This is a genomic window from Pandoraea fibrosis (assembly GCF_000807775.2).
Taxonomy (GTDB): domain Bacteria; phylum Pseudomonadota; class Gammaproteobacteria; order Burkholderiales; family Burkholderiaceae; genus Pandoraea; species Pandoraea fibrosis.
Map to the genome: position 1 here is coordinate 2,522,231 of NZ_CP047385.1, position 13,850 is coordinate 2,536,080.

The 13,850-nt window shown below is 63.2% G+C and carries 10 protein-coding genes; 5 read left to right on the forward strand and 5 right to left on the reverse strand.

All coding sequences use genetic code 11. The features are described 5' to 3' along the window. Positions 1-11: 11 nt before the first annotated feature. The gene (gene pdxR / locus PI93_RS11315) at positions 12-1,580 is read right to left on the reverse strand and encodes a MocR-like pyridoxine biosynthesis transcription factor PdxR (protein WP_052240514.1); all 1,569 of its coding nucleotides are present in this window, start codon (positions 1,578-1,580) and stop codon (positions 12-14) included. A gap of 273 nt (positions 1,581-1,853) precedes the next feature. On the opposite strand from pdxR, the gene PI93_RS11320 reads away from it, so the two are divergent. Next, a complete protein-coding gene (locus tag PI93_RS11320) occupies positions 1,854-2,579 on the forward strand; it encodes a GNAT family N-acetyltransferase (RefSeq protein WP_039367959.1) in 726 nt (241 codons plus the stop codon). Between the two features lie 129 nt (positions 2,580-2,708). Here PI93_RS11320 and PI93_RS11325 read toward each other — a convergent pair whose 3' ends face one another. The 3 genes from PI93_RS11325 to PI93_RS11335 all read right to left on the reverse strand — a co-directional run bounded on the left by PI93_RS11325 (position 2,709) and on the right by PI93_RS11335 (position 6,890). Then, positions 2,709-4,001: an NCS2 family permease gene (locus PI93_RS11325; RefSeq protein WP_039367957.1), complete on the reverse strand. Its 1,293-nt coding sequence runs from the start codon at positions 3,999-4,001 to the stop codon at positions 2,709-2,711. Between the two features lie 91 nt (positions 4,002-4,092). After that, a complete protein-coding gene (locus tag PI93_RS11330) occupies positions 4,093-5,133 on the reverse strand; it encodes a porin (RefSeq protein WP_039367955.1) in 1,041 nt (346 codons plus the stop codon). Positions 5,134-6,050: 917 nt separating this feature from the next. Continuing rightward, on the reverse strand, positions 6,051-6,890 hold the full coding sequence (locus tag PI93_RS11335) for a metal-dependent hydrolase (protein WP_039367953.1): 840 nt from the start codon (positions 6,888-6,890) through the stop codon (positions 6,051-6,053). 156 nt (positions 6,891-7,046) lie between these two features. On the opposite strand from PI93_RS11335, the gene PI93_RS11340 reads away from it, so the two are divergent. The 3 genes from PI93_RS11340 (at position 7,047) to PI93_RS11350 (ending at position 10,993) form a co-directional block, all read left to right on the forward strand. Continuing rightward, positions 7,047-7,697, forward strand: coding sequence for a TetR/AcrR family transcriptional regulator (locus tag PI93_RS11340; RefSeq protein WP_224786327.1), 651 nt, complete (start codon positions 7,047-7,049; stop codon positions 7,695-7,697). Between the two features lie 66 nt (positions 7,698-7,763). After that, positions 7,764-9,371 carry a Na/Pi cotransporter family protein gene (locus tag PI93_RS11345; protein WP_039368137.1) on the forward strand — a complete coding sequence of 536 codons (1,608 nt, stop codon included), beginning with the start codon at positions 7,764-7,766 and terminating at the stop codon, positions 9,369-9,371. A gap of 395 nt (positions 9,372-9,766) precedes the next feature. Continuing rightward, positions 9,767-10,993: an arabinose transporter gene (locus tag PI93_RS11350; RefSeq protein ID WP_080759088.1), complete on the forward strand. Its 1,227-nt coding sequence runs from the start codon at positions 9,767-9,769 to the stop codon at positions 10,991-10,993. Here PI93_RS11350 and PI93_RS11355 read toward each other — a convergent pair. Next, complete coding sequence (locus PI93_RS11355) at positions 10,968-11,816, reverse strand: PhzF family phenazine biosynthesis protein (RefSeq protein ID WP_236105598.1); 849 nt, start codon at positions 11,814-11,816, stop codon at positions 10,968-10,970. The genes PI93_RS11350 and PI93_RS11355 overlap by 26 nt on opposite strands. 687 nt (positions 11,817-12,503) lie before the next feature. Between PI93_RS11355 and PI93_RS11360 the strand changes: the two genes are divergently transcribed. Then, positions 12,504-13,814 carry an MFS transporter gene (locus tag PI93_RS11360; protein ID WP_039367944.1) on the forward strand — a complete coding sequence of 437 codons (1,311 nt, stop codon included), beginning with the start codon at positions 12,504-12,506 and terminating at the stop codon, positions 13,812-13,814. Positions 13,815-13,850 lie beyond the last annotated feature (36 nt).

Below are 13,850 nucleotides of genomic sequence, written 5' to 3' on the forward strand. Positions count from 1 at the left end.
CGGCGGCGCGATCAACCTGCCGTCCGCTTCTGTGTTGCCACGATGGCGGCCAGCCGCTTGATCAGGCCGGGGATACGCGAAGCGTCGGTATCGCCGTAGCCGATCACGAGGCCGTTGTCCGTGGGTTGCGGGTCGAGTGCAAAGCTCGACAGGGCGCGGGGGCCGATGCCTTCGCGTTGCGCAGCGGCCACGATGGCCTTGTCGGGGAATGCGGGGTCGAGCCGTACCGTCAGATGCAGGCCGCAGCGCTCCCCGATCACCGCATACGCCGGGTCGAAATACCGGGCCAGCGCATCGCGCAATGCGGTCTGACGTTCCCGATACAGGCGCCGCATGCGGCCCAGATGTCGCGCGAACTGACCACTCCGGATGAAATCGGCCAAGGCGAGTTGCTCGAAGCGGTGACCGCCGCGCAGGAGTTCGTCGAGCGCGTCGCGCGCTTGTGTGGCGAGTGCTGTCGGCAGAATCAGGAAGCCGAGACGCAGCGCGGGAAACATCGTTTTGCTGAACGTCCCCACATAGACGACCGGGCTCTCCGGCACCATGCCTTGCATGGCGGCGATGGGTTCGCCCTGATGGCGAAACTCGCTGTCGTAATCGTCTTCGAGAATCCATGTGCCGTGACGCCGGGCTTGAGCGATCAGGTCGAGACGGCGCGATGCCGACAGCACACTGCCCAGTGGATATTGATGCGAGGGCGTGACATACACCAGTCGCGGTGGCGACGTCTCCCAAAGACCTTCCGGAATCACAATCCCTTCGTCGTCGACGCGCAGCGCTTGCAGGCGCACATCGCTCGAATGAAACGCGGCTTTGGCGCCGCGATAGCCGGGGTCTTCCATCCAGACCGTATCGCCCGGATCGGTCAGTAGACGCACGCAGAGAATCAGAGCTTCGTGCGCACCTTCCGTGATGACCACTTGCGAGGCATCGCAGCGCACGCCGCGAGAGATGCGGAGGTGACCGGCGATGGCGTCGCGCAGTGCGGGCTCCCCCAGCGGGTCGCCGTAGTGGTAGTGCCGTGGCTGGGCTTCGCGCATGACACGTTCGAGCGTGCGACGCCAGGTACTGGCGGGGAAGCGAGTGAGCGCGGGCACCCCTGGCGTGAATGGAAGGGGTGTTTCGTCGGCGCGTGCGGCGTGCCGGGTGGATGGCAGACGTTGAATGCGCCGAGAGGCGGCGGGTGTCGTGGCCGGTTCGTCCAGCGCAGGGGGCAACGTGAGCGCTTCTGCCTTTTGCTTGGCGGCTTCGGCGGCGAAGTGTGGATCGAGCGAGAGTTGTGCGACGCGGGTGCCGAGTCGATGGGGGACGATAAAGCCTTCTGCGGCGAGTTGATCGTAGACGATCGAGACCGTATTACGGGAGACGGCGAGGTCTTCGGCGAGCGTGCGGGAGGCGGGAAGCCGGGCACCGGCGGGCAGGCGTCCTTCGAGAATGGCGTGTTTGAGTCGGGAGAGGAGTTGTTTTTGGAGTGACGTGCTGCGTCCGGGGCCCACGGCGAGGGGGCTATCGAAGAGTGCGGCGACGTTTTCCGGCGAGTGATCGTGGGTGGCGGTGCGGCCTTTCGGGGCGATAGTCATGGCGACGGACGAAATAGAGGGAGAGAAAATAGCCTGGTGGGTGTTCAGGCAGCACCGAGGGCGTGTGAGGCCGGACCGGGGCCCCCTTCCGCTGCGAGTTGGGTCACTGTCTGAGTGGCGGAAGGGGGCTCCGGTCTGGCTTGCGAGGAGGGGTTTCGCGCGAACAGTGGCACCATGAAATTCTCGAATGATGGTGCTTTTAATCGTACCACCGAAGCGCTACTTTGAGCATCATGAGCGAAATAGGGATCGCATTTCCGGAGAACGAAGGACATGACCGAAGCATTGAACTTCAACGAATACGAACAACCCATTGGCCCTGCGCTGCCGGACTGGAAGCCGCGTGCGCAACCGCCGCGCACGCCGATAGAGGGGAGATACTGCCGGGTCGAGCCGTTGGATGTGGAGCGTCATGCCAGGGAGTTGTACGAGGCATATGCGAGTGCTGCCGACGGTCGCGACTGGACGTACATGAGTGGTGGCCCGTTCCCGGACTTCGATAGCTACTATGCGTATGCGACCAAGTTGTCTGCATCGACGGATCCGTTGCATCACGCGATCATTGATCGGGAGACGGGCAAGGCGGTGGGGACGTTGGCGCTCATGCGCATCGATGCGGCGAACGGTGTGGTCGAAGTCGGCCACGTCGCGTATTCCCCGTTGCTCAAGCGCACGCGTGCGGGAACCGAGGCGCAATACTTGTTGATGCGTCGTGCTTTCGACGAGTTGGGGTATCGCCGTTACGAGTGGAAATGCGATTCGTTGAATGCTCCGTCGCGCAGAGCGGCGGCGCGTTACGGTTTCACCTTCGAGGGCATATTCCGTCAGGCGATTGTGTACCGGGGCCGTAGCCGTGACACCGCGTGGTTCTCGATTACCGATGGCGAATGGCCGGCGATCAGCCGTGGATTCGAGCAATGGTTGTCGCCTGAGAACTTCGATGCGCAGGGGCAGCATCGCGCGAGTCTGGCCGCATTGATTTCGATGGCGAAGGCGTAAGTTCGCGCAAGGGCGACTCGCTGTCATCCGTTGCGTCGTCGCTTCGTTGCCTCGAAAAGTGAAACGGCCCGCCGGGGAATCCCTCCGGCGGGCCGTTTTGTCAGCGGGGTGTCGAGTCTGTCGAACCGATCAGCCCGGGAAGAACACGTACTTCAGCACGAAGAGGACAGCGATCACCCAGGCGGCCGGGTGAACTTCCTTCGCGCGGCCCGTGAACAGCTTGAGCACGGCGTAGGAGATGAAGCCGAAGGCCAGACCCGTGGCGATCGAGTACGTGAACGGCATGGCCAGCGCGGTCAGTGCGGCCGGCGTCGCTTCCGTAATGTCGTCCCATTCCACGTCGAGCAGTTCGCGCAGCATCAGACCGGCGACATAGAGCAGCGCCGGGGCGGCTGCGTAAGCGGGGACCGACCCGGCCAGCGGTGCGATGAACAGCGCGAGGATGAAGAGTACGGCGATCGTGAGCGCGGTGAGGCCCGTGCGGCCGCCGGCCTGAACGCCCGACGCGCTTTCCACGTAGGCGGTCGTGCTGCTCGTACCCAGCAGCGAGCCGATGAAAATCGCGATCGAATCGGCGAAAAGTGCGCGTCCCAGGCCCTTGTAATGCGTGCCTTCGAGCAGGCCGGCGCGTTTCGCCACGCCCATCAGCGTGCCCGTCGCGTCGAACACTTCTACCAGCACGAACGCCAGAATCACGTGAACGAAACCGGCGTGCAGTGCGCCCGGAATGTCGAGTTGCAGGAACGTCGGGGCCAGGCTCGGGGGCATCGCGAAGACACCCTGGAACTGGTTCAGGCCCAGCACCATCGAGAGTACCGTCACCACCAGAATGCCGATCAGGATGGCGCCACGAACGCGCAGGGCGTCGAGCACGGCGATCAGGAAGAAGCCGAAGATCGCCAGCAATGCTTGCGGCGAGTGGAGGTCACCCAGACCGATTTTCGTTGCCGGGTTTGCCACGACCACACCGGCATTACCGAGTGCGATGATCGCGAGGAACAGCCCGATACCGGCCGCAATCGCACATCGTAGCGATTTGGGTACCCCGGCAATCAGCCATGATCGTATGCCTGTCACCGTCAGGATGATGAACAGACAGCCGGAGATAAACACCGCCCCCAGTGCCTGCTGCCATGTGTAGCCCATGGCGCCCACGACCGTGAAGGCGAAGAAGGCGTTCAGCCCCATGCCCGGCGCCATGCCGATCGGGTAATTCGCGACGAACGCCATGACCACCGAGCCGATCGCGGCCGCAAGACACGTCGCCACGAACACGGCGCTCTTGTCCATGCCGGTCGTGCCGAGGATGTTGGGGTTGACGAAAATAATGTAGGACATGGTCAGGAAGGTCGTAAGACCTGCCACCATTTCTGTCCGTACACTGGAGCCATGCTCCTCGAGTTTGAAGAATTTGGTCAGCAACGTGCTCTCCTTGTGACTTTGTTATGCCGTTGTCCGTGTGCAGCGGGGGCGCGCGCATTGTACTGCGCGCGAACCCGTGCAGCGGAGTTTGTCAGAACTTGGTGCGCATGCCCACCCCGAAAGTATTCCCGGCTTCGAGCCCGGAAACCTTGTCGTTCAGGTAGGCCACGTAGAGATCGGTACGCTTGGAGAGGTTGTAATCGTAGCCGAGCGCCCAGGTGTTGCGGCTCGTGTCGTTCATGCCCGAATTCTTCGTATAGGCGAACGATGCCATCACGCTGCCCCCGCCGAGCGGCACCGAGACACCCAACTGACCGCCGTTCGACGTCAGATTGCCGCCAGTGATGGTGTTCTTGATGTACTGATACTGGCCGTAGAGTTTGACCACCTGAAAATCGTACGTCAGACCCGCTTGCAGGGCCTGCTGATTTCGGAATCCGGTGATGCCGGCCTGATCGTCGGGCGTCGAATCGAACTTCACCTGCTGATACGCAAGCGTGGCGGCGAGCGGGCCGTGGAAATACATCGCGGCGGCGCTCCACTTGTTCTGGCCCATTTCGCCGGCCTTGTTGCCGAACGCATACGAGAAGCTGGCGCCGAGCCCCTTATAGTCCGGCGTGGCGTACATCACGGCGTTGTTCCAACCGGAATCACCGACGATCCCCTGACCGGCCAGGCCGAGGAACGTGTGATAGACCATCGGGCTGAACGTATAAGAATCGACGAACGGGTTGAAGAGAATCGTCGAGACGAAATAAGACGTCGTGAGACGCCCCATCGTGACCGTGCCGAGCGTGTTCGATTGCAACCCGACGTAGGCATTGCGTGAGAAGAAGCTGTCGCCGGTAAAGCGGCCGTAACGTCCGCTCTGTGGCAGGAAGAAGTCCTCGAGCGTGAAGATCGCCTTGAGTCCGTCGCCGAGATCCTCCGAACCCTTCATGCCCCAGTAGGAGGTGGACATCCCGCCACCGCCTTGCGTCCATGCGCGTTCGCCGCCCGGTGCTTTCGCGGCACCCACCCAGGCATCGACCTGACCGTAGAGCGATACGTTGGATTGCGCTTGGGCGACGCCCGCCGCGCCGCAAACCGCGAGGGCGAGCGCGCCCCGCAGCCAACCTGCTGCCTTGCTCATGTATGTGTCTCCGTCTCGTTTTAGTTTGTGCGTGCCTCTGAACTTCTCTTATTCACCGAAGAGTGCAAGGGGCACGCCTGAGTCATTGACACACTGACTTCGCTTAGCGCGGGTATCGGTGCTGCTTTGAGGCGTGATCATTATTATCAAGTTGCCTCATGGGATATATCACCTGGTTCTGATACTCGGTATTCCGTTGTTGACGGCACAATTTTCGGGTTAACACTGGCGGTTGACCTATTGCACGCGGTTTGCGGTCTGCCATCGGCGGGGTCCCCGTTTTCGTCGCTCCACGAAATTCGCTTTGGAAAACGGGGACCCCACCGACGGCCATCTCCATACCTCCAATCCGATGCAACCTTCCCCGCTACGCCCGCCAGCACAATCGCTCACCTCGGCTATCACGACGACACCCCCTGATCCAACGCGAAGGGTCTCGTCGCCCGTCCCCACGTGCTTCGCAACAGATGGGGCCCGAGCGACGAGACCCTCGACATCCCACCAGTGCCTCAACCGCCCAGTCCACAAGCGCCATGCCTACCGACAGCGTTGCACCACCGTTGGGATGCCGGCGTCTTGCGTCTTTCCAGATGACACTCGTGAACCGGGCGTAATGAAGTGCTTGGGGGGTATCGAGGCTCTCGACGACCGGGCCCCATCTGTTGCGAAGCACGTGGGGACGGTTGGCGAGAGCCTGGGCGTTGGATGAGGGGGTGTCGTCGTGAAGATGGAGGTGGGCGGGAGGGGCGAGGTGGGGAGGGGGATGGGTTGCGACGATACGAGGGGGGAGTTTCGAGCCGTCGGGCCAGTCCCCGTTTTCCAAAGCGAATGTCGTGGAGCGACGAAAACGGGGGCTGGCCCGGCGGCCGACCACTGACGGTGAGTGCTCGTCAGCCGTCAGCGGTCCGCAAAACGCGTCAACGAACCGCGCGCCAACTAGCGTGATGTGCCTCGAGCCAGTTTTCGGCGAGCGTCGGATCTCCGTGGCGGTTCGGATGAAACGAGGGCGCGAGGTACTTGAGCATCGGCCCGGTGCTGCGCCACACAACGCCATCGCGACCGAAAAACATGGTGGTGAAACCCCACCATGTCCGTGGCTTGAAGAGCGTGCGATCGTGCCAGAGGTTGTTGATCGTCTGCGCGTGACTCTCCAGCGCGAACATGATGAGCACGTAGAGATAGGTGAGGATGCGCTGACGCTCGCTGCCACCTAGCGCGCGATACAAATCGAACGCCACTGCCTTGTGCTCCGTTTCTTCAGCCGCGTGCCAGCGCCACATCAGGCGCATCTTCGGCTCAGCCTTCGCGAGCCAACGGTCGTACCGAAGTGCGCCGTCGCCGAATACCGCAGTGCAGTGCTCGTAAGCCGCGGTCACGGCGAGCATGTACATCGGCGAGAGCTTGCGGCGGCGAGCCCATTGAATGCGCCTCGTCGCCCAGTGCTCCCAATGATTGACCAGTCCTTGCTTCGCCAATTGCGCGTTGTACTGGCCATGCAGATGACGATGCGTCGCTTCCTGGCCAATGAACTGTGCGATGTCGGCACGCAGCTTGTCGTAGCGGGCGTCGTCGGGCAGACAATCCATCGTGTCGCGTACCGAGTCGATGAACGACTGCTCGCCAACGGGAAAGCTCATCGACAGAGCGTTGTAGTACATCGTGCGGTACGCATCGCCGCTATGCCAATGACGCTCGAAGCCATTGGCCAGATCGACAGTCAGCTTGCGCACGGTCAGGGCGGAAAGGTCGTTGCTCATGGTGTCTTGCCTCTCTGGCGGTAATGACGAATTCGCGGCGCCGGGAAATGCACAAGCGCCACGTGATCGGCGTCACTTGAGTTTCGTCGTAAATGTGAGCATTATTCATTTTCCAGGCGTCTTGCCGCAACTCGCTTCCCGCTCAGGTTTTTCGATATGTCCGCATCCAAGCCGCCCACTCCCCCGAACGCCCCGTCTGCCATGCGAAAGCGGCCGATGCAGGCACGCGCGCAGCACACCGTCGAGACGATTTTCGAGGCCACTGCTCAGGTTCTCGACGAAGAAGGGGAGGCGGCGCTCACCACCAACCGCATTGCCAGGAAGGCCGGTTTTTCCATCGGCACGCTTTACCAGTACTTCCCGACCAAAGAAGCGATTCTGCTGGCGATGATCGCGCGCGAACGCCGCCGCGTGATGGACGAACTCAACGAGCGCATCGCGCGCGCCGCCGAAGAAGGCGCCGATCCCGAGCGGGTCATTCGTGAGCGGCTTCGGGTGCTCATCGAAGCGTTCGGTGCGGGCGGGCGCGTGAAGCGCTCGCTCATCAAAATGGCGTGGCAACTCGATCACCACGAGAACATCATGCAGGCCATGCGCGAGGCGGCCGAACATATTGCCGTTGCCATGTCGCGGCGCGATGCGCCCGAGATGCGTCCGCCCACCGCCGCCACGGTTTTCGTGCTCACGCGCGCTGTCATGGGGACGCTTCGCTCCGCCGCGCTCGAAGACTCCCCGTTGCTTGGCACTCCGGAATTCGAAGACGAGCTTTACCGGTTATGCTGGGGCCTGTTGCGCGCAGACGGCTAAGGTTCAGAGCACCGGCCGGCGTACCCCTCCGATAGATCCAGCAGTTCGTACACAGGAACGCGTTGCATGGGCGAAATCGTCAAGGCGGTCAGCATTCTGGCCGGCGGCGTCGGTATCTTCCTCATCGGTATGGCGATGATGACCGATGGCCTCAAGCTCGCCGCAGGCCCGGCGCTCGAGCGCATTCTGGCCGGTGCGACCCGTACCCGCTGGCAAGCCTTCGCCTCCGGCGTGCTGGTCACCGCCATCACCCAATCGTCCTCGGTCGTCACCATCGCCACGATCGGCTTCGTCAACGCCGGTCTGCTCAAACTCGGCGGCGCTCTCTGGCTGATGTTCGGCTCCAACCTCGGCTCGACCATGATGGGGTGGATCGTCGCCGTCATCGGTCTGAAATTCAATATCGATGCCTTTGCGCTGCCGATGATCGCGACCGGTGTGGCGCTGCGGCTGACGGGCTCAGGTTCTCGACGCGGCGCCATCGGTAACGCGCTGGCCGGCTTCGGTCTGCTCTTCTTCGGTATTTCGCTGCTCCAGTCGGCATTCATCGACATGGCCGGCATGATCCGCATGCCTGACGGCGACGGGCCGCTCGACGTGCTGCTGCAAGTGGTCGTCGGCTTCATCCTCACCTGTATCGTGCAGTCGTCCGCCGCTGCGATGGCCATCACGCTGACCGCCGCGCAGAACGGCCTGCTGAGCGCGCAGGGGGCGGCGGCCGTTGTCATCGGCGCGAACGTTGGAACCACCGTGACCGCCGTCATCGCCGCGATCGGGGCAACGCCCAACGCCCGGCGCGCCGCGATGGCACACGTCGCCTTCAATGTCGTGGCCGCGTTGGTGGCATTGTTGCTGCTGCCTTGGATGATTCGCGCCATCACTGCCGGCATGTCGTGGATGGGCTACGCCACGGACCCGGCCATCAAGCTCGCGATCTTTCATACGACGTTCAACGTGCTTGGCGTACTGTTGATGATTCCGCTCGCTACGCCGCTCCTGCATTGGTTGCAACGCCGCTTTCGTACCCGCGAGGAAGACGAGGGCGCCCCGCAGTTTCTTGACGACAACGTGCTGCAAGTGCCACAACTGGCCGTGGATGCCCTCAAGCGCGAGGTCGAACGGCTGGGTGTGATGAGCCGCCATATGGTGCGAGGTGCACTGACCGGGATGAGTGCCGGGGTGCTGGCGCAGGAACACGCGTCCGTCACCCGGCTGAGCAGCGTGTGTCAGACGTTCGCCGAGCGCATGAGTCGGGCCGCGATCGAAGCGGCCTCCGCAGAAGCGCTCGCCGATACCCTTCGTACCCTGCGTTACTACGACAGTGCCGCCGAACAGGCGATTGCCGCCGCCGCGCTGCACGACCAGACCGGTACTGCGACAGGACACGCCGACGTCTACACCGCCTTCGTGCGGGAGTCGACCGCGCTCCTCGATCATGTCGAAAGCGATACGCTGCCCGCCGACGGCGGCGACTCGCTCGCCACGCACGCCTCCGCCATGGAGGCCGCCTATGGCGGACTCAAAGCCAAACTGCTGGCCGATGGTGCCGCAGGAACAGTGCGCATCTCCATCATGGAAGAAGCGTTGCGCCGCTACAGCGCACTGCGCCGCGCGCTTCAACAGACGATCAAGGCCAGCACCCATCGCGCCAAAGGCACCGATCCGATCGATTGACCTCAAATTTGCGGCGTCGCCACACTGCGTGAACGCACCTTGCGTTACGTCAGGGGCGTCGCTAGAATGCAAACTGATTTTTGGTACGCGGCAATGTTCTGTGCCGATGCCACGTAAGCGTTCACGTGAACCAACGCATTCTCCGCGACAGCGGCCGGTCCTTCCGGCTCGTCGGTCGAGGGGCGTGCGTTCGTGAGTGAACCGCCGGGCTGCCCATTCAGCGCTATTCCCCGGTTCTCTACGCGCCACAAGCGCCTTCTCCCCCGATCTGCCTGTACCGCCTGTTGGCACCGACGCCTTTGTCGCGGTCGTTTGTTTTCGCCGGTTCGCGTCTGACGCCTGACGTTCGACGTCGCAAGCCTGACGTTCGCCGGCACCCCATGGAGTCCTCTCGCATGTCGTCGTCTTCCGCTGCACGGGCTGAATCAGCCAAGTCTGCGGCCCCCCAAGCGGCCGCCGTGCCTGCCAACGCCACGGCGTTGCTGGTGCGCTTCTCTCTCAACGTTTTTCTGGCCTGCCTGACCATCGGTATGTCGCTCTCCGTCGTGCCCTTGTTCGTGCACGACACGCTCGGATATCACAACGTCATTGTCGGCTTCGCCGTGGGTATCCAGTCGCTCGCTACCGTGCTCACACGCAAGTTCGCGGGACGTACCGCCGACCAGCGTGGTGCGCGCGTTGCCCTTCAGCGCGGTTTGCTATTCGTCGGCCTGTCCGGCATCGCGCTGCTCGCCACCAGTCTTGTGACCTTCGCACCCGCACCGCGACTCGGTGTGTTGACGCTCGCCCGGTTGTTGCTCGGAGTGGGCGAAAGCCTTTGCATTACCGGCACGCTGACGTGGGCCATCGGCAGCCTCGGCGCGGCACAATCCGGGCGTGTCATGTCGTGGACAGGGGCTGCGGTGTTCGGCGGTTTTGCCGTGGGGGCACCGCTGGGATTAGCCCTTTTTGGCAGCACTGCGCTCGTGGGCGTCGCCGTGGCGATCTGCCTGCTGCCGTTGGCTGGCTGGGCGGTGATCACGCGCATTCCGGGTGTCGCCCCCGCACACCACGCCGGCGGCGCGCTGCCGTACTCGCAGGTGCTGCGCATCGTGTTCCTGCCGGGCCTCGCGCTCGCGCTGCAAGGTGTGGGCTTCGCCGTTGTCGGTGCGTTCGTGGTGCTGTACTTCGACGCGTCGCGCTGGTCGGGGGCCGCCATCGCACTGTCGGCATTCGGTTTGGCGTTCGTGCTGATGCGCCTGATCGGCGGACGCTGGCCCGAGCGCTTCGGCAATCTGCGCGTCGCCCAGATCTCGCTGGCGGTCGAGGCGCTCGGACTGCTGCTCGTCTGGCAAGCGCCAGTCGCATGGCTGGCATTGCTCGGCACGGCGCTTGCCGGGGCAGGGGCGTCGCTGATCTTCCCCTCGCTGGGCATCGAAGTGGTCAAGCGCGCCCCTGCCGCGAGTCGTGGCACCAGCCTCGGCACGTATGCCGCGTTTCAGGACGTCGCCATTCTGCTGACCGGCCCGCTGGCCGGGGCCGTGGCCAATCCGTTCGGCTATCGCGCGGTGTTCCTGTGCGGTGCCGTGGCCGCCGTGCTCGGGGTGATGGTGGTCGTCATATTGCGTGCACGTCACCGCTGATCCAGCAGCCCTTGGCGGCGTCGAGCGGATCGCGTAGCGTCACGGTGATGGCGGAGGGGCGCCCCATCGCCACCCCCTGACGCACCACGACGCCGCGCTCGCCGGGCGCAAGCCAGCCATAGCGGCGCGCACCGTAGAGCAGAGCGGCGGCGGCTATACCGGTTGCCGCATCTTCCGGATAGCCGGATGCGCGCGGAAACTGACGCGCCTGCAATACCGGCAGGGCGCGTCCGTCGCCAACGTCTTCGCGGGCGCAAGGGTAGAGGCCCGTGGACCCGATGGCGTCGCACGTGGCGAGCATTGTGGTGAAGTCGGGCGTCAACGCCTGCAACTGGTCGACGCTGCGCAACGGCACCAGCGTCTTCACACGGCTGGTCGCTGCATGACAGATACCTTCGAGGGCGATGTCGTCGGGCGAAATCCGCAGTGCTGCACAAATCGCTGCGATGGCGCTCGCATCGATGACCGGTTCGGTCCGCCCGGACGGCTGGCTCACCTCGATGTGCTCGCCGTCTGCCGCAAGCCGGCCTTCGACTTGCCCGCTGAGCGTCTCGATCGTGACGGGACTGCCATCCCATCGTCCGGCACGGCGCAATACCCACAACGCGCCCAGCGTGGCGTGACCGCACATCTCCATCTCGTGATTCGGGACGAAGAAACGAAAGCGCCAGGCGTTGCCCGCGTGCTCCGGGGCCATGACGAACGCACTTTCATGCCCGTAGTGCGCCGCAACGGCACGCATGTCGTCAGCTGTCATGGCATCGGCGTCGAGCACGATGGGGGCCGGATTGCCGCCTTGCGCGGCCGCCGGAAAGACGCTCACCAACGAAACCGTCGCCGGCGCGGGAAGGGGGAGAGGTGCGGGTGATGTCATGGCAATAGGGGTTCGGAGAAGGGATCGAGGGAAGGGCTGGCGATGGATGCGGTCGCTCTCGCGACGAGCACGGCAAGGCAACGCCGAATGCAGTCGGAAAGATCCAAGATTACGCGCTATCCGGCGCGCGTGTCAGGGGCTTCAACCCTGAATTTCCGATAGCTTTTCGGACGTATCCCGCTAGCAATACGCTTGTCAGCCGCCGGTCGCACCGTCACGCGTGGCGTTTCGAAGTTGACGTCCAGCGCAACGTCGTGGTGTGTCAGTTCACGCGGAGCGTCGCATCGACGCGACATTCTCGTCAGCCGCGAATTCAGACGACAACCCACGATCGAGGAAGCGTTCGAAATGAAGCGGTGTCCTATGGTTTACAATCCGGTCGGCCTCCCAATAACGAAAGGGGATGGCAGGGTGAGAAACGTCGCGCAACGGCTGACTGGCCGGGAGCGACGTCCGGAGACAATGCTTCCGGACTCCGCGTAATCGGTTCTCGTACAGCGAGAATCGTGAGGTCTGTCAGAGCCGTCGAGTAGGTAAGGCAGCGTGATCGGTGCGAGTGGTCCAGAGGCAGCGTTGCAGTCGTGATTCTGGCTGTGTCAGCGGACAAAAGCGCAGCCAAGCTTCGAAGTGGAGACCATGAGTACTATCGCTAGCGGTGTCAAACCCAACGCGCATACGCGCGAGATCGAGGCGCAAGCCTATGCAAAAGCGACCTGGCGTTTGTTGCCGTTCCTTTTCCTGTGTTACGTCGCGGCCTATCTTGACCGCGTGAATGTCGGCTTTGCCAAGCTGCAAATGCTGAACGACCTCCAGTTCAGCGAGACCGTCTACGGTCTGGGCGCCGGGATCTTCTTCATCGGCTACTTCTTCTTCGAGGTGCCGAGCAACATCATCATGCACAAGGTCGGTGCGCGTCGCTGGATCGCGCGCATCATGATCTCGTGGGCGGTCCTCTCCGCCGCTACGCTGCTCGTGAAGACGCCGACACAGTTCTATCTCGTGCGCTTCTTCCTCGGCGTGGCCGAGGCGGGTTTCTTCCCCGGCATCGTGCTGTATCTGACGTACTGGTTCCCGGCGCAACGACGTGGCCGCATGAACGCCCTCTTCATGATTGGCATTCCCATCGCGGGCGTGTTCGGCGGGCCGCTCTCGGGCTGGATTCTCGCGGCGTTCAATGGCGTTGGCGGTTGGGCCGCATGGCAATGGCTGTTCTTCATCGAAGCCATTCCGTCGGTAATTCTGGGTGTGGTGACGCTGATGTATCTGCCGAACGGCATTCGCGCAGCGTCCTGGCTGTCGGAAGACGAGAAGGCGATTCTCGAGCACAACATTGCTCAGGACAGCGCAGGCAAGGCCGAGCAATCGGTCGCCTCGGTGTTCTCGAACGGCCGTGTGTGGCTCATGGCCGCGATCTACTTCTGCTGCATGATGGGCCTGTATGGCATCGGCTTCTACCTGCCGACGCTCATCAAGGCCAGCGGTGTGAAGAGCGCGCTCGACGTTGGCCTGCTCACCGCTATTCCTTACGCCTGTGCCGTGGTCAGCATGATTGGTGTCGCGCGTAGCTCGGACCGCACGCGTGAGCGTCGCTGGCACTTTGCCGTGGTGTCGTTTGCCGGCGCCGTGGGACTGTACCTGAGCACGGTGTGGGGTAACAACGTGCCGCTCGCGATGGTCGCCCTTTCGGTCGGCACGGCAGGCATGCTTGCCACGATGCCCGTCTTCTGGACCTACCCGAGCGCGTTGCTCGTTGGCGGTTCGGCGGCAGCGGCCATCGGCATGATCAATTCGATCGGCAACCTCGCAGGCTTCGTGAGCCCGTTCGTGATCGGCTGGCTCAAGGACGTGACGCAAAGCACCAACGCGGGCATGTACTGCGTGTCGGCGGCGCTTGCTGTTGGCGCCTTGCTGGCGCTCACGCAATCGAAGGCGCAGGTCAATCGCTGATTGATCCACGGTCTGATGGGGCGAGAGGCGGCATTG

What these genes read in the sequence shown, in the direction of transcription:
- PI93_RS11350 (WP_080759088.1), top strand. Translation starts at nt 9,767, where the DNA reads ATGTCGTCGTCTTCCGCTGCACGGGCTGAATCAGCCAAGTCTGCGGCC.
- PI93_RS11360 (WP_039367944.1), top strand. Translation starts at nt 12,504, where the DNA reads ATGAGTACTATCGCTAGCGGTGTCAAACCCAACGCGCATACGCGCGAG.
- PI93_RS11335 (WP_039367953.1), bottom strand. Translation starts at nt 6,890, where the DNA reads ATGAGCAACGACCTTTCCGCCCTGACCGTGCGCAAGCTGACTGTCGAT.
- PI93_RS11340 (WP_224786327.1), top strand. Translation starts at nt 7,047, where the DNA reads ATGTCCGCATCCAAGCCGCCCACTCCCCCGAACGCCCCGTCTGCCATG.
- PI93_RS11320 (WP_039367959.1), top strand. Translation starts at nt 1,854, where the DNA reads ATGACCGAAGCATTGAACTTCAACGAATACGAACAACCCATTGGCCCT.
- PI93_RS11330 (WP_039367955.1), bottom strand. Translation starts at nt 5,133, where the DNA reads ATGAGCAAGGCAGCAGGTTGGCTGCGGGGCGCGCTCGCCCTCGCGGTT.
- PI93_RS11345 (WP_039368137.1), top strand. Translation starts at nt 7,764, where the DNA reads ATGGGCGAAATCGTCAAGGCGGTCAGCATTCTGGCCGGCGGCGTCGGT.
- pdxR (WP_052240514.1), bottom strand. Translation starts at nt 1,580, where the DNA reads ATGACTATCGCCCCGAAAGGCCGCACCGCCACCCACGATCACTCGCCG.